At 51.0% G+C, this 26,490-nt stretch carries 23 protein-coding genes and 1 riboswitch; of the genes, 4 read left to right on the top strand and 19 right to left on the bottom strand.

What is annotated here, in order from left to right; translation table 11 throughout:
- Window positions 1-93 precede the first annotated feature (93 nt).
- The 12 genes from ACI1P2_RS20440 to ACI1P2_RS20385 form a co-directional block, all read right to left on the bottom strand.
- Window positions 94-864, bottom strand: a complete 771-nt coding sequence (locus ACI1P2_RS20440; RefSeq protein ID WP_355322082.1) for a sigma-70 family RNA polymerase sigma factor — start codon at window positions 862-864, stop codon at window positions 94-96.
- Window positions 861-1,313 carry an anti-sigma B factor RsbW gene (gene rsbW, locus ACI1P2_RS20435; RefSeq protein ID WP_355322080.1) on the bottom strand — a complete coding sequence of 151 codons (453 nt, stop codon included), beginning with the start codon at window positions 1,311-1,313 and terminating at the stop codon, window positions 861-863. The genes ACI1P2_RS20440 and rsbW overlap by 4 nt, the downstream gene beginning before the upstream one ends.
- An 18-nt stretch (window positions 1,314-1,331) precedes the next feature.
- The gene (locus ACI1P2_RS20430) at window positions 1,332-1,670 is read right to left on the bottom strand and encodes an STAS domain-containing protein (RefSeq protein WP_355322078.1); all 339 of its coding nucleotides are present in this window, start codon (window positions 1,668-1,670) and stop codon (window positions 1,332-1,334) included.
- Between the two features lie 95 nt (window positions 1,671-1,765).
- Window positions 1,766-3,439 carry a response regulator gene (locus tag ACI1P2_RS20425; RefSeq protein ID WP_355322076.1) on the bottom strand — a complete coding sequence of 558 codons (1,674 nt, stop codon included), beginning with the start codon at window positions 3,437-3,439 and terminating at the stop codon, window positions 1,766-1,768.
- A gap of 19 nt (window positions 3,440-3,458) precedes the next feature.
- A complete protein-coding gene (locus ACI1P2_RS20420) occupies window positions 3,459-4,331 on the bottom strand; it encodes a CheR family methyltransferase (protein ID WP_355322074.1) in 873 nt (290 codons plus the stop codon).
- Window positions 4,332-4,412: 81 nt separating this feature from the next.
- Window positions 4,413-8,126, bottom strand: a complete 3,714-nt coding sequence (locus ACI1P2_RS20415; protein WP_355322072.1) for a response regulator — start codon at window positions 8,124-8,126, stop codon at window positions 4,413-4,415.
- On the bottom strand, window positions 8,123-9,292 hold the full coding sequence (locus ACI1P2_RS20410) for a PP2C family protein-serine/threonine phosphatase (protein ID WP_355322070.1): 1,170 nt from the start codon (window positions 9,290-9,292) through the stop codon (window positions 8,123-8,125). The genes ACI1P2_RS20415 and ACI1P2_RS20410 overlap by 4 nt, the downstream gene beginning before the upstream one ends.
- A 274-nt stretch (window positions 9,293-9,566) precedes the next feature.
- Window positions 9,567-9,908 (bottom strand): general stress protein, encoded by a 342-nt coding sequence (locus tag ACI1P2_RS20405; protein ID WP_355322068.1) that lies wholly within the window; start codon window positions 9,906-9,908, stop codon window positions 9,567-9,569.
- Between the two features lie 94 nt (window positions 9,909-10,002).
- Window positions 10,003-10,551 carry a hypothetical protein gene (locus tag ACI1P2_RS20400; RefSeq protein ID WP_408976286.1) on the bottom strand — a complete coding sequence of 183 codons (549 nt, stop codon included), beginning with the start codon at window positions 10,549-10,551 and terminating at the stop codon, window positions 10,003-10,005.
- A gap of 30 nt (window positions 10,552-10,581) precedes the next feature.
- Window positions 10,582-11,079: a DUF948 domain-containing protein gene (locus ACI1P2_RS20395; RefSeq protein WP_355322064.1), complete on the bottom strand. Its 498-nt coding sequence runs from the start codon at window positions 11,077-11,079 to the stop codon at window positions 10,582-10,584.
- 213 nt (window positions 11,080-11,292) lie between these two features.
- On the bottom strand, window positions 11,293-12,498 hold the full coding sequence (locus ACI1P2_RS20390; protein ID WP_355322062.1) for a C40 family peptidase: 1,206 nt from the start codon (window positions 12,496-12,498) through the stop codon (window positions 11,293-11,295).
- A 935-nt stretch (window positions 12,499-13,433) separates the two neighbouring features.
- Complete coding sequence (locus tag ACI1P2_RS20385) at window positions 13,434-14,354, bottom strand: DMT family transporter (RefSeq protein ID WP_355322060.1); 921 nt, start codon at window positions 14,352-14,354, stop codon at window positions 13,434-13,436.
- Between the two features lie 169 nt (window positions 14,355-14,523).
- Here ACI1P2_RS20385 and ACI1P2_RS20380 point away from each other — a divergent pair, with 169 nt between their 5' ends.
- Entirely contained in the window at window positions 14,524-15,366 is an 843-nt protein-coding gene (locus ACI1P2_RS20380) for a TrmB family transcriptional regulator (protein ID WP_355322058.1), read from the top strand.
- Window positions 15,367-15,372: 6 nt separating this feature from the next.
- Here ACI1P2_RS20380 and ACI1P2_RS20375 read toward each other — a convergent pair whose 3' ends face one another.
- Window positions 15,373-16,359, bottom strand: coding sequence for a Gfo/Idh/MocA family protein (locus ACI1P2_RS20375; protein ID WP_355322056.1), 987 nt, complete (start codon window positions 16,357-16,359; stop codon window positions 15,373-15,375).
- A gap of 196 nt (window positions 16,360-16,555) precedes the next feature.
- Between ACI1P2_RS20375 and ACI1P2_RS20370 the strand changes: the two genes are divergently transcribed.
- Complete coding sequence (locus ACI1P2_RS20370; RefSeq protein ID WP_355322054.1) at window positions 16,556-17,413, top strand: MurR/RpiR family transcriptional regulator; 858 nt, start codon at window positions 16,556-16,558, stop codon at window positions 17,411-17,413.
- A 16-nt stretch (window positions 17,414-17,429) separates the two neighbouring features.
- On the opposite strand, the gene ACI1P2_RS20365 is transcribed toward ACI1P2_RS20370, so the two are convergent.
- Complete coding sequence (locus tag ACI1P2_RS20365) at window positions 17,430-18,305, bottom strand: cation diffusion facilitator family transporter (RefSeq protein WP_355322052.1); 876 nt, start codon at window positions 18,303-18,305, stop codon at window positions 17,430-17,432.
- 315 nt (window positions 18,306-18,620) lie between these two features.
- On the opposite strand from ACI1P2_RS20365, the gene ACI1P2_RS20360 reads away from it, so the two are divergent.
- Complete coding sequence (locus tag ACI1P2_RS20360) at window positions 18,621-18,824, top strand: hypothetical protein (protein ID WP_355322050.1); 204 nt, start codon at window positions 18,621-18,623, stop codon at window positions 18,822-18,824.
- 307 nt (window positions 18,825-19,131) lie between these two features.
- Here ACI1P2_RS20360 and ACI1P2_RS20355 read toward each other — a convergent pair whose 3' ends face one another.
- The 5 genes from ACI1P2_RS20355 to ACI1P2_RS20335 all read right to left on the bottom strand — a co-directional run bounded on the left by ACI1P2_RS20355 (window position 19,132) and on the right by ACI1P2_RS20335 (window position 24,559).
- The gene (locus ACI1P2_RS20355) at window positions 19,132-20,760 is read right to left on the bottom strand and encodes an ABC-F family ATP-binding cassette domain-containing protein (protein ID WP_355322048.1); all 1,629 of its coding nucleotides are present in this window, start codon (window positions 20,758-20,760) and stop codon (window positions 19,132-19,134) included.
- 117 nt (window positions 20,761-20,877) lie between these two features.
- A complete protein-coding gene (locus ACI1P2_RS20350) occupies window positions 20,878-21,894 on the bottom strand; it encodes an MBL fold metallo-hydrolase (protein ID WP_355322046.1) in 1,017 nt (338 codons plus the stop codon).
- Between the two features lie 175 nt (window positions 21,895-22,069).
- Window positions 22,070-22,180: a cytochrome bd oxidase small subunit CydS gene (cydS, locus tag ACI1P2_RS20345; protein WP_408976285.1), complete on the bottom strand. Its 111-nt coding sequence runs from the start codon at window positions 22,178-22,180 to the stop codon at window positions 22,070-22,072.
- Between the two features lie 4 nt (window positions 22,181-22,184).
- Window positions 22,185-23,216, bottom strand: a complete 1,032-nt coding sequence (locus tag ACI1P2_RS20340; protein WP_355322044.1) for a cytochrome d ubiquinol oxidase subunit II — start codon at window positions 23,214-23,216, stop codon at window positions 22,185-22,187.
- A complete protein-coding gene (locus tag ACI1P2_RS20335; RefSeq protein WP_355322042.1) occupies window positions 23,213-24,559 on the bottom strand; it encodes a cytochrome ubiquinol oxidase subunit I in 1,347 nt (448 codons plus the stop codon). Before ACI1P2_RS20335 ends, ACI1P2_RS20340 begins: the two co-directional genes overlap by 4 nt.
- 361 nt (window positions 24,560-24,920) lie before the next feature.
- Here ACI1P2_RS20335 and ACI1P2_RS20330 point away from each other — a divergent pair, with 361 nt between their 5' ends.
- Window positions 24,921-26,054 carry a virulence factor gene (locus tag ACI1P2_RS20330; RefSeq protein ID WP_355322040.1) on the top strand — a complete coding sequence of 378 codons (1,134 nt, stop codon included), beginning with the start codon at window positions 24,921-24,923 and terminating at the stop codon, window positions 26,052-26,054.
- A 113-nt stretch (window positions 26,055-26,167) separates the two neighbouring features.
- A riboswitch (Lysine riboswitch) is annotated at window positions 26,168-26,370 on the top strand.
- Window positions 26,371-26,490: the final 120 nt, after the last annotated feature.

Raw genomic sequence — 26,490 nt, 5'->3', positions numbered from 1 at the left:
TCTTTAAAAAGGACACCCACAATCTGATTACAGAAGAATGGGTGTCCTTTTATGTGAACTTTACAGGGACATTGCAGTAAAAAATGTTCCGTTTCATAAGGATGAATTGGACATAATCTGCTTCAGCTTCTCGGTTGCCCTTTTTTGAATCCGCGAAACGCTCATCTGGGACACACCAAGCTTCTGGGCGATCGCCCGTTGGGATTGTCCATCCTGAAAAGCCAGCAGCAGCACCTGCTGCTCCTGCTCCTTCAGCTGGCTGAGTGCCTGCTGCAGATCCATACGCTTCTCGACCGCATCAAAATCATTCGCATCCGAGCTGATCAATTCGCCGAGCGTTGCGGCACTTTCATCCTGCGACAGCGGAGAATCAAGAGATACATAATGATAGCATTCACGTCCGGCCAGCACCTCAATCGTCTCCTCGACCGAGAGATCCAGATATTCGGCAATCTCCTTGACGTCCGGAGAACGCTCCAGCTTGACGGTCAGTTCGTCTATGGCGTGCTGTACGAGGGCGCCCTTCTCCTTGATCCGGCGCGGAACCTGGATATACCATGATTTATCGCGCAGAAAGTTCTTCATATGCCCGATCATACTCTTCATGGCATAAGGCTCGAATGGAATTCCGAGATTGATATCGTACTGCTGCAGAAGACGCACCAGAGCCATTTGACCGGTCTGATACAGGTCCTCGTACAAGTCCGGCCGGTTCCGGGCAATTTTCCCCGCCGCCATTTTGACCATAGGCTCGTACTTTTTGATCAGCACGGTGGCAATCTCATTGTCCTTGGTTTGTTGGTACTCCCAGATCAAACCAACGGCTTCATCCATGGACTCTGGGGGAGTCACCTTTTCATTCATACTTTCTCCTCACTTTTTGTCATGCGTTTTACAAGGATGACTTCCGTACCCTGCCCTGCCTTGTTAATCACGTTGACGTCATCCATAAGCGCCTGCATAAGATAAAAGCCCAATCCGCCAACCTGGGCGTCATCCAGCTCTTTATCATGAAGCGTTGCCCCGGTACCCGCGCCATTCATCCGCTCAAAGCTCTCCCCTTCATCTTTTACACGGATGCTTAGCTCGGTAACATTAAATTCGAAGGTTACCTCAACAATACCTCCTTCATGGCCATATGCGTACAATACGGAATTATTACAAGCTTCGGATACGGCTACTTTCATATCCTCGATCTCTTCATAGGAGAACCCCATTTTGGAAGCAATTCCATACAGATTCAACCTCACAATATCCACAAAATCAGCGGTCGCCGGCAAATTTAACACTACTTTCTGAACTTCACCATTCATCCTCTTTTCGATCCTTTCCTATTGGGAATTCTCCTGTGGAGCAAAGAACTTGGCGATACCCGTCATATCGAAGAGCTTTTGAATCCGAACCGGTACCTCTTCAACCATGAAGCGTGCTTCCATGCCGTTCCTTGCCTTTAAAATCGACAGCAGAATGCCAATCCCCGTACTGTCAATATACTTCAAATCCTTCATATTAATAATCAGATCCTGCCCGGATTCCCCAACCAGGGGTTCCATGACCAGACGAAAATCGGGTGCTACCGACAAATCCAACTCACCGCTCAAATAAACTGTGCATGCTCCATCACGCAATTCGGTTTTGGCGTTAAACTTATCATTTTTATTTGTATTCATATAGGCCTCTCCCCCGAAAAATGGTTTCTTTATTCATAACCCTTTATGTCAGTTTCTGAAACAAAAACAGCACACTGCCCGGACTCCATTTTCTGTCACTCAGCCTGATCAAGGCGTGATCCGGCCTCCTCCATAAGAAGCTGATCCTTGGCGTGACGCAGCAGCACCTGCTTGATGCTGTTGATTTTGACCGGTTTGCTGATATAATCATTCATCCCCGCTGCAAGGCACCTTGCATGAATTCCATCCATGACATTGGCCGTCATCGCGATGATCGCGGGCTGATCGCTATCCGGCAGGCTGCTGCGGATTATAGCGGTGCATTCAAGTCCGTCCATAACAGGCATCTGCAGATCCATAAAAATGTAATCATAGTGCCGGCCGTCCAGGATTTTATCCAAGGCCTGATTGCCGTCGGAAGCCGTTTCTGCCGCCAGCCCCAGCCGCTCCATCATGTTCACCATCAGCTTTTGATTAATAGGGTGGTCATCTACGATCAATACGTCACTGCGGCGCTGCACCCTCGGCTCCAGGGAAGTCCATTCCTCCTGCTGCTCATCTTCAGGCATCAGTTCCTGAGGAAGACCCATCTGCACGGTAAACAGAAATGTCGCTCCCTGCTTGGCAGACGTATCCAGCCGGATATCGCCACCCATCATCTGAATGAGATTTCTGCAAATCGCCAGCCCTAATCCAGTTCCTCCATATTTGCGCGTCATGGAAGAATCCAGCTGCGAGAAAGGCTGAAACAATTTATCCGCCTTATCCTGCGGTATGCCGATTCCCGTATCCTTTACCGTAAATTCCAGGGTGACTTTGCCCTTGCCCGACTCCCCGGAAGACACAAGCAGCTGAACGCCTCCCTGGTCGGTAAATTTAATAGAGTTGGAGATCAGGTTGATCAGCACCTGGCGCAAACGCGCCATATCGCCAAACACCACATTCGGAATACCGGACTCCACATGGAAGCCCAGCTCCAGATTCTTCTTTCCGGCATCCATGGAGAAGAGACTGAACACTTCCTGAATACAGGAATTAAGCTCAAACGGATGCTCTTCAAGTTCCATTTTGCCGGATTCCAGCTTGGTAAAATCAAGAATATCATTGATGACAGCTACAAGCGCATCTGCGCTGCGGCGTATAATATCACCGTATTCCCGCTGCTCATCCTTCAACTCCGTTTCCATCAGCAGGTCGATCATGCCGATGACTCCATTCATCGGGGTACGGATTTCATGGCTCATCATGGCCAGAAACTCGGTTTTGGCTTTCGCGGCAACCTCCGCCACCTCCTTGGCGGCGATCAGTTCCTGGTTCATCTTTTCCAGCTCCAGCGTCTTTTGCTGCAGCAGCATGGACTGGGTTTTCAATCGTTTGTTGGTCAGGTACATTTGCACAAAACCTTCAATTTTCGACTTCAGAATTTGTGGAATAAAGGGCTTCACCATATAATCGATTCCGCCCGCGGAATATCCCGCAAACAGATGCTCCGCTTCCTTGCTGTTAGCAGAAATGAAGATGATGGGAATGTCCTTCGTCTTCTCTCTGGCTTTGATCAGCTTGGCTGTTTCAATACCGTCCATCCCCGGCATTTGCACGTCGAGCACGATCACGGCAAAATCATCCTTCAGGAGACAGCGCAAGGCTTCTTCGCCGGAAGTTGCCTTGACGAGATTATATTGTTCACTCTCGAGAACCGCTTCCAGTGCAAGCAGGTTCTCCGGCCGGTCATCTACCAGCAAGATATGAATCGGTTCATGCAACCCCATAGGATCCTCCTAAGCATCTCTATTTAATCTTCCGGTAAATTTTCTCGACCCGGTCAAGCGGCTCGTAAAAGTCGCTGTAATCTGTGAAATGGATGGATTCCTTCGCCCCCAGCACGAGCACGCCGAAGCGGCTCAGGCTTTCATGAAACAAACCGTGCACCTGATTCCGCAGCTCATCATTGAAGTAGATCATGACGTTGCGGCAGAAGATGACATTGAATTCATTGAAGGACCGGTCCGTAGCCAGATTATGCTCCGCAAAGATCATATTTTTGCGCAGGAAAGGGTGAAACATGACCGAGTTATATTTGGCTGTGTAATATTCCGAGAAGGACTGTGCTCCGCCAGACGCCAAGTAGTTTTTGGTGTACAGCTTCATTTTATCGATTCCGTAAACCCCTTCCTTGGCCTGCTGCAGCGACCTGGCATTCATATCGGTGGCATAAATGCGCGCCTTGTCATAAAGCCCCTCTTCATGCAGCATAATCGCCATCGAATAAACCTCTTCACCGGTCGAACAGCCCGCATGCCAGATTCTGATATACGGGTAAGTGCGCAAAATCGGAATGATCTTCTGACGGAAGGTGCGGAAGAGCGGCGGGTCTCGGAACATCTCCGTGACCGGAATGGACAAGCTTTGCACCAGCCTGTCAAAGCAGCCGCGGTCGTGCAGTACCTTCTCCTGCAAAGCCGATATGGATTTTACACCTTCCGACTGGGTACAATGATGAATGCGGCGCTTCAGCGACGGAAGGGCATAATTTCTGAAATCATAGCCGTACAAACGGTGTATTCCCTCAATCAGCAGCTCCAGCTCAATCTGCTCCCGCTCATCCGCATTCGGTCTGCATTCTTCTTCAGATTTTCCTTCTGCCAGATCTTTTGCTGTCATAAACTCGCTCCACTTCCTAAAGGTTTTACATGCTGCCGGTTCAATTCCGTCCCGTTTTTATCTATTACCCCGAAAAGCCGGCTACGAATACAGCCACACTCTCATTAATGATAAGAGCTGATCCGTTTGAATCGGTTTTTTGACATAATCCGAGGCCCCTGCCTCGATGCACTTCGCCCGGTCATCCTTCATGGCCTTCGCCGTAAGCGCAATAATAGGCAGCTTCTCGTATTCCGGCATGTTCCGAATATGCCTCATCGTCTCGTAGCCATCCATTTCAGGCATCATCATATCCATGAGAACCAGATCGAACCTCGTATCTCCTTGAAGCAACTCCAGAGCTTCCTTGCCGTTCTCCGCAAAGGTGACATTCATGCGGTAGCCCTCCAGCACACTCGACAAGGCGAATACGTTGCGGATATCATCATCGACAAGCAAAATGTTTTTTCCCTCGAACAATTCTTCTTTGTTGTACAGCTTTTGCAGAATGCGGCGCTTATCCTCCGGCAAATTGGCTTCCACACGATGCAGGAACAGCGTCGTCTCATCCAGCAGCCGTTCCGGAGATTTGACATCTTTGATAATGATGGATTCAGCATATTTGCGCAGACGCATTTCCTCTTTGCTGTCCAGCTCTTTGCCTGTGTAAATAATGATCGGCAGATCGCTCAGGCTCTCATCATCCCGGATACGGTCCAGCAGATCAAAGCCAGTCATGTCCGTCAGCATCAGGTCGAGCACCATGCAGTCATAGTGCTGACTTCGCAGCTCATCCAGGGCTTCCTGGCCGGTAGATACGGCTGTAATAGCGACATCATCATGCCCGATAAGTTCAATGATGGATTGCCGCTGTGTATCATTGTCCTCCACGATCAGCAGCCGTTTCAGCTTGCTGTCCATGTAAGATGAGATTTGGACAAATGCCTTGTCCAGGCTCTCTTTGGTTGAAGGCTTCTTCAGATAAGCAATGGCCCCCATCATCAAGCCCTGCTTGACATCATCAATTACCGAAATGACATGCACCGGGATATGCCTTGTGGCAGAGTTGCTCTTCAACTCGCCCAGAATGGACCAGCCATCCATCACAGGCAGCTGAATATCTAAAATAATGGCGTCAGGAAGGTAGGTTTTTGCCATTTCAAGGCCCTTATCTCCCTGCAGGGCCGACAATGCTTTGTAACCGCGGTTTCTTGCCATCTCAATCAGGATATTCGCAAAATTCACATCATCTTCGATGATCAGCAGCACTTTATCCTTGGGTCCAATCCGCTCCCGGTCATCGTCCAGCTTGGGCGTGTCCGTCACGGGCTGCTTCCTATCAGGCTTTCTGCTCGCTTCTGAAGGGAAGTGCCCCTCCCTGATCCTTTGCATATCAGGGTCAAGCATCGGAGCCGCTTCGCGTCTTGCATACTCGCTTGCCGCAGATCCGCTGCCGGCTTCATCCGGCACCTTCGCTGCAGCCTCCGCAGGCAGGTATAGCGTAAAGCAGCTTCCTTCTCCCTGAACGGACTCAACCTCGATGCCGCCGCCAAGCAGGCGGGACAGCTCACGGCTGATGGACAACCCGAGACCGGTGCCACCGTATTTGCGGCTCGTGGTCCCGTCTACCTGCTGGAATGCCTCGAAGATCAGATCCGTTTTGTCCGGTGCAATGCCGATGCCGGTATCACGAACAGACAATGCCAGATAAGGTTGGTTCTCGTTCAGGTAGGCTGGCAGCTCTTCCTTCTTCGCCTCGGCTATCGTAAATTCCACCGAACCGGACGATGTGAACTTAAAAGCATTGGACAGCAGGTTGCGTATAATTTGTTTCACACGGTACCCATCGCTGATGACGGCTTGCGGAAGCTCTCCTTCTATTTTGCTCACCAGCTTTAGCTCTTTTTTGGCCGCTACAGGCGCAAAATTTTGTTCAACAAACTTCTCAAGCTCCTCCAAGGCGACGGATTCATAATTGATGTCCATCTTTCCGGCGTCTACCTTGGACAGATCCAATATTTCGTCGATCATTTTAAGCAGATCGGCCCCTGACATATAGATGGTCTGGGCGTACTCGACCTGCTTCGGATTCAGATTACCGTCCCTGTTCTCGGACAGCAGCTGGGACAGAATGAGCAAGCTGTTCAGCGGTGTGCGCAGCTCATGCGACATGTTCGCCAGGAACTCCGATTTGTATTTGCTGGTTACGGCAAGCTGCATCGCCTGCTGCTCCAGTTGCGCGCGCGCCTTCTCGATCTCCAGGTTCTTCTCTTCTACTTCCTGAACCTGTTCCTCCAGCGCTCTTGTCTTGGCCATCAGCTCTGTATTGAAATGCTCCAGCTCTTCCTGCTGCCGCTGCAGCAGCTCCTCGGATCTCTTAAGCTCTTCAGTCTGGTTCTCGAGACTTTCGTTGGAACGCTTCAGCTCCTCCTGCTGAGACTGCAGCTCTTCCGACTGGCACTGCAGCTCCTCCGTGAGCGCCTGCGATTCCCGCAGCAGCTGCTCCACGCGCAAACGGCGCTGAACGTTGTTAAGAATAACGCCAAGATTCATTGCCAGCTGCGAGAACAGCCTCTGCTCAAGCTCCCCGAACGGCTTGAATGCTGCCAGCTCGGCTACGCCCAGCAGCTCGTCCTCGAACACGATCGGATAGATCATAATGCTGGCCGGCGGCGCTGCCCCAAGCGAGGAACTGACGGATAAGTATCCTAGCGGCGCCTGATCCAGAATCACCGGTTTCCGGTCCTTGGCGCTCTGGCCAATCAGCCCTTCGCCGAGCCTGAACTCTTCCTTCCTTAACATCGCTTGACCCGCTCCGGCATAGGAGCCGAAAGCAAATAACGTATCACGCTGCTTTTCCTCATCCAGCAAATAAATAGAGCCGTAACTGGCGCCAAGAATGGGCGTGAATTCGCCGATAAACATCTGGGCGATTTGCTCGCGTGAATTCACACCCCGCAGCAGCTCCGTTACGCGCGCCGTATTGTTGCTGAGCCAGGTCTGGTCCTTCTGCGACTGGATGATGGAACGCTCCAGCTGCCGCTTCTCTTCCAGATCCTCGGCCATTTCTTTGAACACCTGCGCGATTTGACCGATTTCGTCTTTGGAGGTTATCCGCAGCCGCCCGATAGCTTTAAATCGTCCTTTACCGAAGCCGTTAATCATCAGTTCCACGGTGTTAAGGCCACGCGTAATGCTCGGAAGCACCCAGAGAATGATCAGCAGGGACAGCAGCAGTCCGGCAGCCATAATGATGGTTGAGGTTTGGACCGCTTCACGGAACACTTCCCTGGAGGCCGCTATCTCGTTATCCACCTCGGTATCCTGATAATTGGAAAGCGTATTGATTCCCTCCACCGCGGCTTCCTGAGCAGCCAGTACTGTACTGTTCCTGTACGCATTGGCTTGATCATACTCACCCTGGCCAAGGAGCTGTATAAGGTGGGCCTCATATTGTTTAAAGCTTTCCCATGAGGTTTCCACACTGTCTATCAGCACCTTTTCAGAAGCGGAGGAGGGGCTCCCTTTAATAGCTTCAAGTATAACATCCCCTGTTGCCATCATCTGATCCAGCTGCTGCTTCCCCTCGGGAACGGAGGCTCCGGGGTTAAGCAGAAGATTAGCCATAACTTTAGACATTTCATTCACTTGACTGCGGATGACAGCTGTCTGGCGGACCTTCAAATAACGGTCTTCATATACTTTATCCAGTTGGCTGTTCATTGTGCCCAAGCGGTCGTAACCGATCAGGGTCAGCATGATCATGATCGCCATCAGCACCCCGAATCCAATGAGCAGCTTATTTCTGATTTTCATGCCGAAGCCTCTCCTTCTTTCAGCGAAATCCACACCAGACATTTATCGTCATCGCGATCCAGTGGCACTTCCACTTCAAAGAAAGCCTTCCGCATGACGTCCTCTTCCCATTCGCGATAATCCCGCAGATGATAAATCAAATATTGCAGCTGCTGTTCATGATCCCCTTCCACCGCTTCGAGCAGCCCGTCCGTATACAGCGCAATCCGCTCGCTTCCTTCGTAGTGGATCGTCTTCGCCTGGACTTCGATCTTGTCGAACAGCCCCACAGGGTGGCAGACGCTGTCCAGCGTGGCGACATGTCCATCCTTCCCGATCATCAGACCCGGGGGATGACCTGCATTGACATAGTCAATTCGCTTCATCCGGGTGTCGATGACCATATAAATGGCAGTAAAATAGTATTGAACAAGCTGCTTGCCCAGATCCAGCTGATTAAAGCGGCGGTTCAGCTCCTGTATCACCTTCTCGGGATCCACGTAAGTGGTGACGGTGTCTTTGAGAACCGAAGCGATGAACATGCAGAACAGGGAGGAGGAAATGCCGTGCCCCATCATATCTAGCAGAATGACGGCATAACGTCCGTCCCCAAGCGGATACCATGAGTATAAATCTCCGGCCAGCTCAAAAGACGGCTGGTACAAAGCGTGAATATGCAAGAGCGGGTCCTCTATGGCTGGACTGAGCACAGCCTGCTGCACCATCGCGGCCAGCTTGAGCTCGTCCTGAATCCGCTGGTCTCTCTCCTTATGCCAGTCCTTCTCCTGCTTTAGACGCAGCGCCAGCCGGATTCTCGCCATCAGCTCCACTTTATTGATTGGCTTGGTTACGTAGTCCATGGCTCCCGCATCCAGCGCCTCGGCCAGCTTTTTGGAATCGCCGACCGCCGTCACCATAATGATCGGGATGTCCTTGAGATGCTCATATTCCTGAACGATACTGCAGGCTTCAATGCCGTCCATTTCGGGCATCATCATATCAAGAAGGATCAAATCAATATCTGAAGGGCGGGGACGGATTTCAACCGAACGGTCCTCCAGGCCCAAATATTTGAACATTTCCGCGGCTGAGGTGGCGGAGACCACATCCCTGTAGTTTTCCTTCTTCAATATCTCCCGGATAATGATCACATTCGTCGGATTGTCGTCTACTATTAAAATTCTCATCTCTCTCTCCCTCTTCATCTGAGAATATCTGCTTCATCAAACAATACGACAGGTGTCTTTTTCAGCCATAGATATTGGCAACCTACGTACTATACTATAACTTCTCTGTCGACAAACTTCTATGTCATGAATTTAGAAATGGATAATATTTACCAATCAATGTAGGTCTTACAAATCTTCATAAACATAGATAAGGAATGGGACGAGCATGCCCCATTCCTTATCTGTGTTTACGGATGATGCCAGGTAATGCTGGCAGAGCAGCGGGATTGAATCAGGATTTTTTGGCAATCACAAGCACCTTGCCCAGATCAAGCTCTTTTTCATAAAATGCCGCTTCGGCTTCGGTAAAGCCCATCGACACGATTTTGGCACGCAGCTCGTCACCGCGTGAGCGGAACAGGTTGGCGAGAGAGTCAAACATGCCTTCTTCCTCTATGCCAATTTCTTTTGCATCCGCTGTCCCGGCGATCCGGTCCGTACGGTCCTGGCTATGCGCCAATACAAACACGTCATCATAACGGTAGCCTGTATTGCGCAGCTCCTTAACCGTTTCAACGGCCTGCACTCCGTTTTCCACCACTTTTGCATAAGCATGCGCATTTGTCGAATTCATCGTTCTCACTCTCCTTAACCATATTCATATTTCACTTTTCGGCGCCGACTCAGGTACGCTGTATCATTAACCTGCTGCGGCGGTTTTGAAACATTTACTGTGAAGTTTCGGAGAAAAGCTCCACGGCCAGCAGCTCACCGCTGACCGGATCGGCATAAACTTTGATGGCTTTGTGCCCCCGGATGTACACATCCCCGTCTTCTGCCGCAAACTGGACGCCCCCCAGCTCCTGGGCAAGCGTGCCCCGGTTCAGCGGCAGCCAGCGGTCATTGAGTTTGACCCGCTTGGCTTCCGGGTCCACGTGCACGTAGTCAACATACCCGTCCCGAATGCCTACCACGGCGTCAGCATAATGGTATTCGGTTGAGCGAAGCAGCCAGTCTTCCGTAACCTTCAGCGGCTTTCCTTTTTTATGAAGGACATCTTCTTCCCGGTCATCAAGCGAGATGCCGTTTAAGGTCATAAATTGGGACATCGGGGATGCATGCCCCGGGAGCCTTGCCACCGCCTGCACTGCATTGTCCACGGGCGGCGGCGAAGCAGCAAGCGGAACCGCATCCGCTCCGGAAAAAGGAGAAAGCAAAGCTGCAAGCATCATCAGTTGGATCATCATCATTCTGCTCACCCTTTCAATGAGTTTCATTGTTTCCGGTAGTGCGGATTCATCGGCGGTTTATCTGCTTCGGATTCTGCTCCATGCCCCGGCCGCGATGTCCACATAAGCCAGCCAGTTTCTCGCTTTGCCGGATTTGCTGTATACCGCATCATAGCTTTGGAACGTGCGGTCAGAGGGCTGGGACGGGCTCGCCGACACCGGTTCCTTCGCTACGGCACGGGCCGTTTTCGCCTTTTGCAGCTTGGACATGAACGTCGTGGACAGCTGCTTGCCCGCTGCCGTGATTTCACTCAGGACATCCCCCAGATTTTTCACCGTGGTCACGACCGGATCAATCTGCTTCATCTTGTTCTCCACGTCTACCGTGATGTCGTTCGCGTGACGCAGCATCTGTTTGACCTCATAGCTTAATTCATTAATCGTTTTTTGCACCTCCTGCAGCGTATCCGTTACCTTCTCCAATGAATCCGAAGCCGATCGAAGAGTCCTGACCAGAAAAAATACAAGCACCGCAAACGCGACCGCGATAATAAAGATACTGATTTGTGTTAGCATAGCCTAACCTCGCTTTCCTGTCGCAGATGTCTTCGTTTCCCTTGTACTGTTTTGTTACCCCTTCCATTTGTACACGAAACAAACGATATGCGAAACGATATGCGGGCTAAAGCCCAGAAGTGCAAGTCCTCCGCATGAAAGATATACCACACAAAAAAGCCCTGACCTCCGGCAGGGATAGGCCCGCCAAAGCCAGAGCTTTGCTGCGATTGTTTATTTTAAAATCCGGTCGGCTACACTGCCCCCAAACAAGAAATGATCCTGCCAGGTTTTGCTGAAATCGGTAACCTTAACACCTCCGGCAGCCGCCGAGAATGTATGCAAAAGCTGGTTGTTCCCCAGGTAAATCGCCACATGCGAAATAGTGGAATTCGGCAAACCGAGCCCTGCTTCGGCTTCCGCCCTTGAGCTTGCATAGTCGAAGAATACCAGGTCCCCGCGCTTCAGAAGGGAAATGTCGTATACAGGCTCGCTGTTCTGCTGAACCCAGCTGCCCTGCTGGCGGGAATCCGTTGGAAGCTGGTAGCCCAGCCCTTCCAGAAATATTTGCCGGATAAAGTCCGAGCAATCAAACGTATCTGTCGTGTTCCGGTCGGAACCGAATTCATACGGTGTGCCCAAATACTTCATCCCGGTAGCGATGACCTCGTCGATTGCCTCGGACACGTCCGTTCCCGTGTAAGCAGGCTCAATCTGCTGCACCGGCGGAGCAGAAAGAACAGGCTCACTCCAGGTGGAAGCAGCAGACGGAGATGATGCAGGAGATGTAGAAACCGGAGAGGACCCAAGGATGCCTCCCTTCTTCAGAAACTTTTCCGAAGAGCTGACATAACCGCTCAGGCCGCCGACGGTTTGCACCTTATACCAATAAGGATCGCTTGTATCGAGAATGGAGACCACCTCACCCGCTCCAAGCACGCCCCGGACAGCAGACTGCGTGGACGGCTGTTCGCGCAGATTGACGGCGGTCTGAATCGTTCCCGTTTGGCCAGCTTGTCCGGTTGAAGCGATGGCTATTGAATCCGTTGTCGTTTTGATGGAAGCGGACGAACCGGCAGGCTTCTGCGGGGCGGCGGCTGTGGCAGGAGCGCTTTGAGCTGATGAAGACGGGCTCCCGCCGATCTTTATGTATTGAGAGGAACTGCTTGTGTACCCCGTTAAACCGGCGGCTGTCTTTACTTTGTACCAATAATTGTCCGCTTGTCCAAGGATGGTGACCGTATCCCCCTGCTTTAGAAAAGCAGCGGTTTCGCTGTCCGTCGACGGTGCCGTTCGCAAACGGACGGCGGTTTGAATCACGGCATTCTGCCCGGGAGAAACAGCAGCCGGCGCAGCCGAGGCAGAGCCAGAGAACGCTGCATCTGTTAAAATGCCTAATACCGAAGAAGCGAGCAACAGGGTTAAAGCGCTTTTTTTCATGCGTGACCTCCATGCTTTCTGCAGCATTATTTGCTAAATTCCAACATGATTTCTCTCAATTATAATAAAAACATTTATCGATGTACATTCATAGAAGACAGACCGCGTTTAGCGGAAGTTTTTCTTGCGGTTATAGAATTGTACAACTCCGCTGAAAACTTATAACTCTACTTTTGCAGCTTGAAATCGGCAACAAACCTTGATGTAACTGGGCAAAACGGGGATCCATTTCTGGAGTTGAGGCTGAATCAAAGCAGACAGCTTTTTTCTAGCTTTCTTGGAAGAGGGGATTCGCCCCGCTCAGAGTCTAGTATCCAGAGTGAGACGGGTGTCTATAGGGTATGGGGTATGGGGTTTGGGGTCCGTTACCTGATGCCTGTTGCCTCTTCATACAACTTTGCATGATTATCCCTTTTGCTCAGACTCACGGTCAGTTTCACATCACCTAAACGCTCTGCTTTCTCCTAATATCGCCTCATCATCTCGAACCGATCTGCTTCCCCATAAGGCACAATCAAAAAATATATACCCATTCGATGGTCCTGAATAGCGTAACAACAGGCATTTTCGTGCCCACTTGATCCGTTGTTTTCTTTAACGTACCTAAAGTATATTTTCGGATCCCGGTTTTCTGTTTTTCTTTACCTGATCCAATGGGATAATGGTGCAAAGCTTCCAGGCAGCGAGTTCACATGCCTTGCCACGGTCGACGGGCGGCTTGACTGTCAAGCCTTAACTTTCGCAGCATGAAATCGGCAAACTTGCAAGGAGGGGATTCGAACTCCTCAGAACCCCACAGCTACAAAGGTTTAATTGGATTTGTGCTCTGAGAAAGTAGAGTTATAAATTCTATGACCATCATAAAGAATGGAGAAGTTCGACAGAGTATATATGTCCTATTAACGTATGCTGTTTTATACGGCACAAATGCCTTTTCAAGCAGCCTGTTTCTCCCTCACGCTCAGCATAACCCCGGCAATGATCAATATGCCGCCGATCCAATCGTAAATATGCATGACCTCCCCGAGGAACACCGCCGAAAAGAACACACCAAATAGAGGAACCAGATTCATCAGTGTCATAGCGGTGCCGGAGCTTAGTCCGCGCAGCCCGTAATTATAGAGCATAAATGCTGCCACCGAGCAGAAGATTCCCAGATAAAGGAGCATCCAGAGTGACTCCACGGTTGGCGCCTGCCATCTGGACCTTTCAAGCAGGGCAAGCGGGATAAAGGCAATCGTCCCGGCGATGGTCTGGTAAAACGAAACCGTTACCATCGAATAACTGCTGACCACTTTGCGTGTTGTAAAGTTGTAGGCTGCAAATACAATGCCTGCGGCAATCAAAATCAGGTTGCCTGTCAGCTGCCCCGAGCCTCCCCCAGGGCTACCGCCTGAAATCTGGTACACCCCCGCTATAGCCAATACAATCCCCAGCCCCTTCAGCCAGGAAATTTTCACACGGTAAAATATAAATTCAAGCAGTGCGGTAATAGCCGGATAAGAGGCGACGATCAGGGCGGCGCTTGAAGCCGTTGTCAGTTCAAGTCCGATATTTTCCAGCGCGAAATAGAGCGTTGTTCCCAAAATTCCGCTCAATGCCATCCACCCCAGGTCCTTCGGTGCGGGTAAGGCAAATTCTTTTCTGACCAGCATCACCGCTCCCAAGATGACCGAAGCAATGAGAAAACGGGCCGCCCCCAGTGTAAGGGGAGGAAAGGAATGATAAGCGATCTTGGTCCCCACAAAAGAGGTGCTCCAAATCAATATGGCAGCAACGGCGGCGGTCAAGTAAAGGCTTCTGCTGCTTTGTGCTTGTTCCATACCCGGCTTTCGGACATCGGTTGAAGTATCCATACTCTACCTCCTGGCTATTATGACTATAATTATTAGTCGCTACTTATGTAGTCACTACATAAAAGGTATAGCATTGGCATGTTAGGGTGTCAAGTGCAATAATGGAGTATAATCGGATAAACGAACGAAAACGGGCTTTTGAGCGAAGCGAGGATCAGGAGGTTCAAGGATGAAATCAGAAATTATCAAAATGCTGCAGGATTTGAATTTTACCGAATACGAAGCCAAAGCGTATTTGGCGCTGCTTGATAAATCGCCTTTATCGGGGTATGCGATTTCTTTGAATTCGGGGGTGCCCCGCTCCAAAATTTATGAAGTGCTGAGCGGACTGGTGGAACGCGGTGAGGTGATGGTCAGCCACGAAGATCCGTCATTGTATACCCCGCTGCCGCCGCAAGAGCTGATCCGGTTGAAAAAAAGCAAAATCGAATCCTCTTTCGAGGCTGCTGAAGCAGCGCTCTCTCATTACTCCTATGTCTCCCTGAACCGGGAAAATATTTGGAATATCACCGGATTTGAGGCCATCCTGAGCCGCACGAAGGAAGCGATCCATCGGGCGTCAGGGCGTATTTTGCTGGAGATCTGGACGGAGGAAGCACAGCTGCTGGAACCGGAACTGCGGGAGGCGGCAGAGCGGGGTGTCGAAATTCTGATTGTCGTGTACGGAAAACTGGAATTCGATTTTGCGCAGGTGTACCCCCATGATTCGAGTGAGGAGATTACGGAGGAATACGGCGGCCGCTGGATTGTGGCAAGCACGGACGACCGCGAAGTGGTAGCAGGCATCGTGTCCCTCGGCACCGACAGCCGCGCCGCCTGGACGATGCACCCCGGTCTCGTCATGCCGATCACCGAGGTCATTATCCACGATCTGTACATCTATGAAATGCTGCAGGCGCACCGTGAAACGCTGGAGCACACCTTCGGCCCCAATCTGATCGAACTGCGAAAAAAATATAATTTCGGGCCGTCGGGTTACAGCATGGCGGTAAGGCTGGGACTGGAAAACTAACATTATTCACTCATCCGCTGCAAAACGTATCCCTGCATCCTGCCGGGCCCGGCAGGCTATGTCAATCACCGATACCGAATGGCGGAGATTCTTATAGCACTCATCATACTTACCGGAACGGAACATTTCTGCAAAGACCACAAACTCGTTGATCATATGATTTTGTGCTTTATTAAAATTATAGGCCCTCTTGTCCTGCCCGATACTCACAATAACCGAGTCAGCCAGATTAGGCGGACTGTCCAGCCGGATAAAGCCCTTTTCGCCCTGGATCGTAATAAAGCTGTCGCTATCGGAATCCTTGGAACCGCAGCATACAGCGAGACATTGGTCATAGCGGAGAGTAACAATGCCAGAGGTATCTATTCCGTTATGCCCGATATTTGCAAGATAACGCACCTCCTGCGGCATTCCCAATAACCCGGCAACAAAATGGAGGTTGTAAATATTAATATCATACAGCGCTCCGCCCGAGTAATAAGGATCGAACGCCGGAAGAACCATTCCGGCCGCATAATCGGAGTATCTACTGGACACCTTGGAGAAGTTGCATTGAATAAGTTTAATATCACCAATCAGATGCAGCTGCTCCTTGATAAATTGATAATTAGGGGAATAGAGCAGTGTTATAGCCTCGAAGAGAAACAAGTTTTTTTCCCGCGCAAGCTTCTCCAGCGCTACTGCCTCTTGGTGTGTGGAAGTAAAAGGCTTTTCCACGATTACATGCTTGCCCGCCTCCAAAGCTTTTTTGGCATATTCATAGTGAAGACTGTTAACGATACCGATATAAATAAAATCAATTTCGGCATCCTGAAGCATGGCTCCGTAATCAGTGTATATTTTTCCTATGCCGTAGGTTTTGGCGAGTTCTTCGCCTTTTTCCATCCCCTGCTTACGAACGCAAATAGCTGTGCATTCTATGGCTTCAATTTCCTGTATCGCATCCAGGCAGAATCTTACGATCATTCCGTTCCCTGCAATTCCTATTTTCATACTTTCAGCTCCTCAGCCAATACAATTGTACGATGTCGAGCTTTATTATAGTTCGCCACATTCAATTGTGAATGCATCTGGCCAAGATTATAATTAAAGTACGGTCATTCTATTTATATGCCGTTACAACAGCGTACCTTAGGTAACGAAAAGTCAGTCCTGAAGTAAGGTTTGGCTTTGTCAGGAGGATTCACACATGCTCCAAAAACTAATCAAAATGGATAATATGTCCGTTTCCGAACGGGCCATTGCACAATACATTATCGACAATAAAGAAAAGGTTCTGCACATGACCATCCATCAGCTTGCCAGGGAGACTTATTCCTCCAACCCGACGATCATCCGTTTTTGCAGAAAGCTGGGAATGGACGGATTTCGGCAGTTCAAAATCGTACTCGCCTCCGAGTTGGAACGGCATTACGACGAACTATACCCCGTAGACGTAAACATGCCTTTTCGAGAAAAAGAAAGCTCCATGGACATTGCCAGGAGGATCAGTGAGCTCAGTCAGCAGACACTGCTGGATTCCAGCTCCATGCTTACAGAAAAAAGCCTGAATGAGGCGGCATCCATCCTTGAAACATCCCGTATGACTTATCTCTTTGCCGTTGGCGATTCCATGATTCGCGCGGCAAGCTTTCAAAATAAAATGTTAAAAATCAACCGCCCGGTGCAGTTGAGCAATTTCCTTAATGAACAGGGTTATCATGCCTTCAATGCCGGCAAGGAAGACTGCGCTATCTTTATCACTTATCAAGGAGGCCATGCTGACTTTATAGAGTATGCTTCCATGATGAGGGACAAAGGGGTGAAGCAAATCGCCATTACCTCAGAGGCTGAAGGGATGCTGGCGAAATTATGTGATGTTGTGCTGCCGCTGCCTGTGAGTGAGACGGGTGCCTCCAAGATTGCAACGTTCTCCTCCCAGGTTGCGATTGATTATGTACTGAACGTTTTATATTCTTGTGTCTTCGAAAGACAATATGACAAAAATCTGAAATTCAAAAATCATAGCGATCAATATGTCAAAAGGATTTCCTCATCCCGTTCCTGAGGAAATCCTTTGCTGTTTACTTCACGCCGCCCGGCTCTACGTGGACGTGCACATGCATAATGTTGTGCGCCTTTTTCATCCGCTCTTCGATCTTGTCGCTGATTTGATGGCCTTCAATAATCGACAGATCCGGTTTCACTTCAATTACGACATCCACCAGCACGTGATTGCCGTGAACACGCGCCTTTACATCCCGGATCGCTTCCACTCCCGGTGTTCTGGCAATGGTGCTGCGCAGGTCGTAGAGCTGGTTTTCATCAAAGCCGTCCGTCAGCGTGTGCGTGGAATCCCGGAAAATTTCCCAGGCGGTCCGGCAGATCAGCAAACCTACAAGAATGGCGGCTACCGTGTCCAGCCACGGCAGGCCGAACTGCGCACCGATAATCCCGACCGCCGCCCCGATACTTACCATGGCGTCGGACAGGTTGTCCTTCGCCGCGGCCATCAAGGCCTGGTTATTGATCGCGCGGGCAAGCCTACGGTTGTACAGGTACACGCCCATCATGACGACGGCACTAATCACCGCAACTCCCGCCCCGAGGATATTAGGCTCCTGCTTGCCGCCTTCGAAGATAGACCGGACTGCCTCCACCAGCACTTGCAGTCCCACCGCAGCCATAATGAAGGACGCAATCAAGGCGGCTACCGTTTCTGCACGAAAATGCCCGTAAGCATGATCGGAGTCCGGCGGCTTTTGGGAAATGCGCAGGCCGATCAGCACGGCGACGGAAGCCACAATATCCGTCACATTGTTAAATCCGTCCGCAAGCAGGGCGCTTGAGAACAGCAGATATCCGCATATAATTTTAAAGGCCGAGAGAATGAGGTAAGCCGCTATGCTGACCCAGGCTCCTTTTTCACCCCTGCGAATTTCCTCGTACACATCCGGCAATGTAGACACTCCTTACCCAAAATATAATGGCCAAACCAATTTCCTTATGGTAACAGACAATGTTCCAGTGGGTCTAGAGAAACAGTGTTTCTTGTCTGCATGCCTGTAGTGACAGCGAAAAAGTATTGCTTATGCTCACTCGTGTAGTATACGAGAAATCATTTTTCTCTAGGGCAAAATATCTGATCTCACCCTGCTTGCCTTTATTCATATTGCCCTTGTCCGGCCCGTTAAAAACATATAAAATGGGTTCAGTGTGTCCCGCATGCAGTTCCATTTCAGGCCCCAACCTGGCGGCATCAGGAGGAATTTATGATGAATGATAATCAAGATAAAGAAAATCGTCAGGAGCCCCGCAAAATTGACTTGGCGGAAGCGGTCCGGCAGAAGCTTGCCCAGAAGAAGCAGCAGGCCGGCAGCCAGCAGAACGGCGGATATCATGGTGGACAAACCAAGGCTCTGAAAAGCCAAAATACGAAAAAACCGAATAACCAGCGTCGCCGTACTGGAGGCTCCTAAGCTGGTGCCCGGATTGGAGCGTGCCCGGATTGTTCTTCCGATCGCTGTTGTCCCCGGATTTCCTGATTGAATGATGCAGCGGAAGAAATCCGGGGACAAAGGCGAGTGCTTCGCTTCTCCAGAACAATTCCGGGCACTTGGGCAGAGAAGTTTGCTTGAACGCTTCGCCTGTTCAAGGAATTTTTTTGGAAAGTTTACTCGAAGAAGTGAAAACGCAGTATCTCAGAGCATGAAAAAGTGGAGTCCCGGGTCAACAGACCTCGGGACTCCACTTTTTTGTTCATTATGAAGGCTCTGTGGAAAGTGATTAGGAGATTTCCACAGGGTACATGCGCTCGCGAAGCTGTTTGATTTCCTCGCTCTCCAGATACTCGTCATAGGTCATCACGCGGTCGATGACACCGTTTGGTGTAATTTCCACGATGCGGTTCGCTATGGTTTGAATAAACTGATGGTCATGAGAGGTAAACAGAATGGTGCCGTCAAAATCAATCAGGCCGTTATTGAGCGCCGTAATGGATTCGAGGTCCAAATGGTTCGTCGGCTCATCCAGCAGCAGCACATTGGCGCCGTTCAGCATCATTTTCGCCAGCATGCAGCGGACCTTCTCGCCCCCGGACAGTACGCTGGCCTTCTTCAAGGCTTCTTCACCGGAGAACAGCATGCGTCCCAGGAAGCCGCGCAGGAAGGTCTCATCCTGATCCTTGGAATATTGGCGCAGCCATTCGACCAGATTCAGCTCAACCCCGTCGAAGTATTTGGAGTTGTCTTTCGGGAAATACGCCTGGCTTGTTGTAACTCCCCACGTGAATTCCCCGGCATCCGCCTCTCTCTCATTCATCAGAAGTTCGAACAAAGTGGACTTGGGCAGCCCGTTCGGGCCGACAAATGCGATCTTGTCGCCTTTGTTGACCACGATGCTGAATTCGTCCAATACCTTTTCCCCTTCCAACGTCGTGCTCAGGCGGTCCACCGTCAGCAGTTGCTTCCCGGCTTCGCGTTCAGGCTTAAAGTTGATGAAAGGATATTTCCGGTTGGAAGGCCTGATGTCCTCCAGCGTAATTTTCTCCAGCTGCTTTTTACGGGAGGTCGCCTGCTTGGATTTAGAGGCATTGGCCGAGAAGCGCTGGATAAACGCCTGCAGTTCTTTAATTTTCTCTTCTTTCTTCTTGTTCGCATCGCGTGTCAGCTGCAGCGCAAGCTGGCTGGACTCGTACCAGAAGTCGTAGTTGCCGACGTACATCTGGATTTTGCCGAAATCGATATCCGCGATATGCGTGCAGACCTTGTTCAGGAAGTGCCGGTCATGGGATACGACAATGACAGTGCCCTCGTAGTCCATGAGGAAGTTTTCCAGCCACTGGATCGATTCCAGGTCCAAATGGTTCGTAGGCTCGTCAAGCAGCAGATTGTTGGGACGCCCGAACAATGCCTGTGCAAGCAGCACTCGCACCTTCTCATTGCCGCTCAGCTCAGCCATCTTCTTGTCATGAAGCTCGCGTGCAATGCCAAGACCAATCAGGAGCGCCGCTGCGTCGGGCTCCGCGTCCCAACCGTTCAACTCCGCAAATTCCCCTTCAAGCTCGCCGGCGCGCAGTCCGTCTTCCTCGGAGAAATCGGCCTTTGCATACAGCGCGTCCTTCTCCTTCATAATTTCATACAGCCGGGTATGGCCCATAATTACGGTCTCCAGCACCGGATATTCATCGTATTCATAATGGTTCTGCTTCAGTACGGCCATGCGTTCGCCCGGTGTCATATGGACCTCGCCGCTGTTAGGCTCGATTTCCCCGGACAATATTTTCAGAAACGTTGATTTACCGGCTCCGTTTGCACCGATCAGGCCGTAACAGTTACCTGGTGTAAATTTGATATTTACATCTTCAAAAAGTGGGCGCTTGCCATAGCGTAGCGTTACGCCGCTTGTACTGATCATATTTGCATTACCGTCCTTTATTCATTTTGGCATAAATCCGTGTCCTAGCTTCGTATTATAACACAGAACAAGGGCGGATTTGAACCTTCCGCCCTTGTTCTGTCTGGTTTTCTATTTTCAAATTAAAGAACCCGTTTTGATCTTCAGGTTTTCAATCCGCAGCATTTCCCCATGTCCCAGCACACGGATGCGTTCCTTGGCGATGCCCAGACGCTTTCGCTCCGCCTCCAGTCTGTCCAGCGCTTCCTTCGGTGTATCGTCTGCCAGCTTGAACGTCCCGTAATGCATGGGCACCATCAGCTCGGACCCGGTATCCAGGAACCCCTGCAGCGCTTCTTCCGGCGTGACATGCTGTGAGGTCATGAACCATTCCGGCTCATAAGCACCGATCGGCATCAGCGTTACGTCAATATCAAACCGTTCCCCGATATCCTTAAAGCCGCGGAAATATCCGGTGTCTCCCACAAAATACAGCGTAGGCGGCACAGGCTCCTCAGTCCCGCTGCCTTGATCATTTTGGGGAATTCCTCCATGGCCGGGCAGATGCTTCTCGGATTCCAGAACATACCCGCCCCAATGCGAGGTGTTGGTATCCGTGAGCGTCCGGCGAGTCCAATGCTGTGCTGGCACAAAGCTGATCCGAACCCCGCCGACCGTGATATGCTCCCACCAATTCAACTCCACACAGTTATGGAAGCCTTTCCTGATCATTTTCGATTTCAATCCGGACGGCACGATCAACTGAGTCTTCGCACTGTACAATTTGCGCAGGGAGTTGATATGCATATGATCATAGTGAGAGTGGGACAAAAGAATAACGTCGAGCGGCGGGACATCCTGAATGGGGATTCCCGGCCGTGCAAGGCGGCGGTTCAAGGCCATGCGTTCGGCCCACACCGGGTCGGTAACGATATTTAGCCCAAGGTACTGGATCAGAAAGGTGGAATGTCCGATCCACGTCACTGTGGTCTCTTCCCTGTTGCCATGCAGAAACTCCACGTCCGCCGTATGAAACGGGACCGCAAAGGAATAATCTTTTATTTTGCGGCGACGCTCTTCACGCCATTGCCGGAATTGCTTGAGCGTTTTATCCGTACTTACATTATCGATGTTGTTGAAGCGGTATTTGGGCATTCCCCAATGGCCTCCTCTCCTTGATGGCGTCCGTCCGAGTGACAGTATATTTTATCGGCGGATGCATCCGGTTCATTCTTATAATGTTTAGTATAAATCAAACAAATTCAAAAAGAAAAAAAGCTTTAACAGGCCATTCCCGTCAGGAACAGCCTGCCTCCCGTAAATCGTTCCTTTAATCCTTGGGATTCTTGTAGCGGGCCGCATACACAAACAGAAACAACACGGCCGCCCCGACGATTAGCGGTGATTCAATCATGATCGTAAAATACTCAAATGCTGCCATAACCTCACCCTTTTCTGCCCGCATGGCCGCGCACGTATTTGGCATCGAACAAGAATAGCCTCAGCAATAGCACAAGCGACGGAACCAGCACGAGCAGCCCCGCCAGAAACGCGCTGATTAAAGCGATGCCCATCGCATCATTGGTGAAACTGCTCTCAATGTTAATATACGGATACAGAATGTAAGGAAGGTGGGATCTGCCGTACCCGTACCAGGCAAAAGCAAATTGCAGAATGACCAGAACAAAGCAGGTGCCGATCCTCCGTCTCTGCCATACCAGATACACCGCCCCTGCAAAGCAGAGGAAGGAAGCCGTGAACATCCAGGCATAATGCAGCATGTTCGCAAAGTGCACCGGATTCTGTTTGTTAATCTGAAAAAAAGCAAGCACACTGGCAGCGATGGTGGGAAAGCTCCAGAACAGCGCGTATTTGCGGACCACTTCAAAAGCGATCTCATCCCCCGCCCTGTGTGAATAATAGGAGAGGAACATGGCCGAGATGTACAGCACACTCACCAGTGCCAGCAAAATAACAGCCCAGGTGTATGGGTTCCCCACAAACGCTGCCCAATCCAGCTCCACCCGCCCGCTGCTCTCTACGATAACCCCACCCTCGGATATCGCCAGAATGGTGGACAAGGCCGCGGGAATCAGCAATCCGGTTGCCCCATAAAGCGCCATATACACCAGATTGTTTTTCCCCTCCAAACCATACGTATTATATGCATAATACACCCCTCTGATTGCAAGCAGCACGAGCGCTATGCTGCCGGGCAGGAGCAGCCCCGTCCCGTAATAATACGCAGAATCCGGAAAGAAGCCGACCAGACCGACCACGAAAAAAATAAGAAACACATTCGTCACCTCCCACACGGGGGACAAATAGCGCTGAATCATATTGTGGATCTTGTTGCGGTGGCCTGTCAGCACGCTGTAGAAGCTGAAAAAACCCGCTCCGAAATCGATGGAAGCCACCAGCAGGTAGCCAAACAGAAATGTCCACAGCACCGTAATGCCAATCAGTTCATAGCTCATTTTGTTCCGGCCCCTTCCATACCCAGCTGCCTCATTTCCTCTATCGCATCCTTGTTGCGGAACAGCTTGCTGAGCACCTTGACCGCCGAAAAGCAGAGCACAAGGTATAAGATCACAAACAGCACAAGCATCGCTCCGACATTCTGCGACGTGGTAGCCGCTTCGGACACCTTCATATAGCCGCGCAGGATCCATGGTTGTCTGCCAACTTCCGCGAACATCCAGCCCAGTTCGATCGCTACCATGGCCATAGGGCCGACCAGCATCATCAACAACAGCAGCCATTTCGGATATGGGATGTGTCCTGGCAGTTTTTTACGAAACAGAAAAAGCAGCGGAATGAGCAGGATCATCACGCCGGTCGTGATTTTGAGATCAAACAAATAATGAATGACCAGCGGCGGACGCTGATCCTCCGGGTAATCGTTCAGCCCTTTGACTACAGTGCTGGGGAGATTGCCGGCCAGAATGCTGAGCGCATATGGAATTTCTATGGCGTATTTAATTTGGCCGTTATGATCCATAAGACCTCCATAGACGAATGGAGCCCCGCTCCTCGTTTCAAAATGCCATTCTGCGGCCGCCAGCTTCTCAGGCTGGTATTTGGCGAGAAATTTACCGGACGCGTCCCCAATCAGCACCGTACTGAGCGCAAATACAAAGGTGCTGACTGCCGTCAGCTTCAGCGCCTTTTTGAAGTAGTCATGATTGCGGCCGCGCAGCAGGCTGAAGGCCGCTATTCCCGCAAGCGTCCCCGCGCTAAGCGTATAGGAAGAGGCCACCACATGCGATACCTTGGTCGGAGTCGCAGGATTGAACATCGCTTCAAGCGGTCGGATATCGGTCATAATGCCGTTCACCAGCGCAAAGCCCTGGGGCTGGTTCATAAACGCGTTCACAGTTGTAATAAACACAGCCGAGGCGGAAGAAGCAATGGCGACCGGGATCAGCAGCAGCAAATGCGTATATTTTCGCTTGAACCGTTCCCAGGTATACAGGTAGATGCCAAGGAAAATGGCTTCCACGAAAAAGGCGAACGTCTCCATAAATAACGGCAGGGCTATAGCCTGTCCGGCCACCTGCATAAAGGTCGGCCACAGCAGGCTGAGCTGCAGGCCGATGGCCGTGCCTGTAACGACGCCGACAGCGACTGAGATCACGTAACCCCGCGCCCAGCGCCGGGCCAGCAGCGTATAGTGAGCGTCACCGGTGCGGACTCCCCTCCACTCGGCCAGTGCAATCAACAGCGGGATACCGACTCCGATGGATGCAAACACAATATGTACAAACAGCGTAATCCCTGTAAGCGTACGGCTGAGAAAAACGGGATCCATTACAGGCAAGATAAACACACTCCTCTTTGAAATATTGGCGTCTCTTACCCGGCGGTTGTATAACCTGCTGCTGAGAGAGACCAGACAATTAATGCATGAAGCGAATCATACCTTTGATCAGGGAATACAGCATGATGATGGCTATGGCAAAGCAGACGATAACCAGTCTGATTTCCTGATTCCGAAACATGGAAATACCTCCTTTTTCCGGTTGGCATATATATACATTTTGTATCGTCAAAGCAGCTTTTATCCGAACTCTCCGTATACTTCAAAAATCCGTCATACTTTTGAAGCACCGGACAAATGATGTACAATAGATTACAAGAAATTTTAAATTATTTTGCTGTAAGGAGGCTCGCTGGAATCCATGAAAATTACTTCGATCGAACCGACTCCAAGTCCAAACACAATGATGCTTCACCTGGACGAATCGCTGGAGCCGGGAATTCGCAAAACATATACACTGGAAACAGAACGTTCTGCACCTCCTTTCATCCGCCGTATGCTGCGGATCGATGGAGTGAAGAGCGTATTTCACACCGCTGATTTTGTCGCCCTGGACCGCAAGGGCAATGCCGACTGGGCAGCCATTCTTGGAGAGGTGCGCGAGCAGTTCGGCGCGGACGCGGCGGACACGAACTGGGATATCCCCGGGGAAGGCGACGTCGAAGCCTTCGGGGAAGCACACGTATTCGTGCAGTTCTTCCGCGGCGTTCCGATGCAGATTCGCGTCAAAGCAGGCGGACAGGAAGAGCGCATCTCCCTTTCCGACCGCTTTGTCAACGCGGTCACCGAGGTGGCCAGCGCTACCCTGATCAAGGAGCGGAAGCTTGTCGATTACGGCATCCGCTATGGCGAGCTGGCAGACATCGCGCGCGAGGTGGAGCAGGAGCTCGAAGCCGCATTTCCGCCGGAACGCCTGTCCAAAGTGGTGGAGCAGGCCATTGCCCACGGCAAGAACAGCGACGAATTCATCGAGCAGCGGCGTGAATACACGGACGCGGAGATTGAGGAAGCGCTGGGCAGCGAGGATTGGCGCGTACGGTACGCGGCCATTGATGCCATGGAGCCGACCCCCGAGCGCCTGCCGCTGATCACCCGGGCGCTGCGTGACGAGAAGATGCAGGTTCGGCGCCTGGGCGTAGTCTACCTTGGCGATGTCCGCACTCCCGAAGCCATGGGGCTGCTGTATGAGGCGCTGCGCGATTCTTCCGCGTCCGTACGGCGGACGGCAGGCGACACCCTGTCCGACATCGGCGATCCTGCCGCTACCGCTCCGATGATTGCGGCACTGAAGGATAAGAGCAAACTCGTGCGCTGGCGGGCAGCGCGCTTCCTCTACGAAGTCGGAACCGAGGAAGCCCGCGATGCGCTGGAGCAAGCGATGGAGGATCCCGAGTTCGAAGTCAGCCTGCAGGCCAGAATGGCCCTGGAGCGTATTGAGTCCGGAGAGCAGGCCGCAGGTACGGTATGGCAGCAGATGGCGAAGCGGAATTCCTGAAGGTAAATTTATCTTCATTAAATATTCATTGATTCATAAGGGATAAGAGGATATACTGATTTTTGTTCGAAAAAAATAACATATGCATGTCACAAACCTCATCAACCAAACCATGATGAGGTAGAGGTCGCGGATGTGATCAGTAAGCCGGAGGAGACGACAGGAGCCGTCCATGATTCCGGCCGAAAGGCCCATCCGCCGAAGTGTCCGGGAATCGACTCCTTGCAAGTGTCCCGGCCGCTGGGGCTGCGCACCGAAAGGCGCAGAACTGTCACAGCCGCCCGTATATTGGGAGCTGTGTTGAGCTATCTTGAATCTTGGAAGGTAATGATGCGGAGTATCATAGATAAAGACCGCAGGCTGTTCCCTGCGGTCTTTTTGTGTTTTAACGCCCTATCCCCTTCCTGCTCTGGCCTGACATGACATGTTGCCATTT

The organism is Paenibacillus jiangxiensis (genome assembly GCF_046098255.1).
Lineage (GTDB): Bacteria > Bacillota > Bacilli > Paenibacillales > Paenibacillaceae > Paenibacillus > Paenibacillus jiagnxiensis.
The sequence above is the reverse complement of the archived record's forward strand: the minus strand, read 5'-3'. Positions and strand labels throughout refer to the sequence as shown.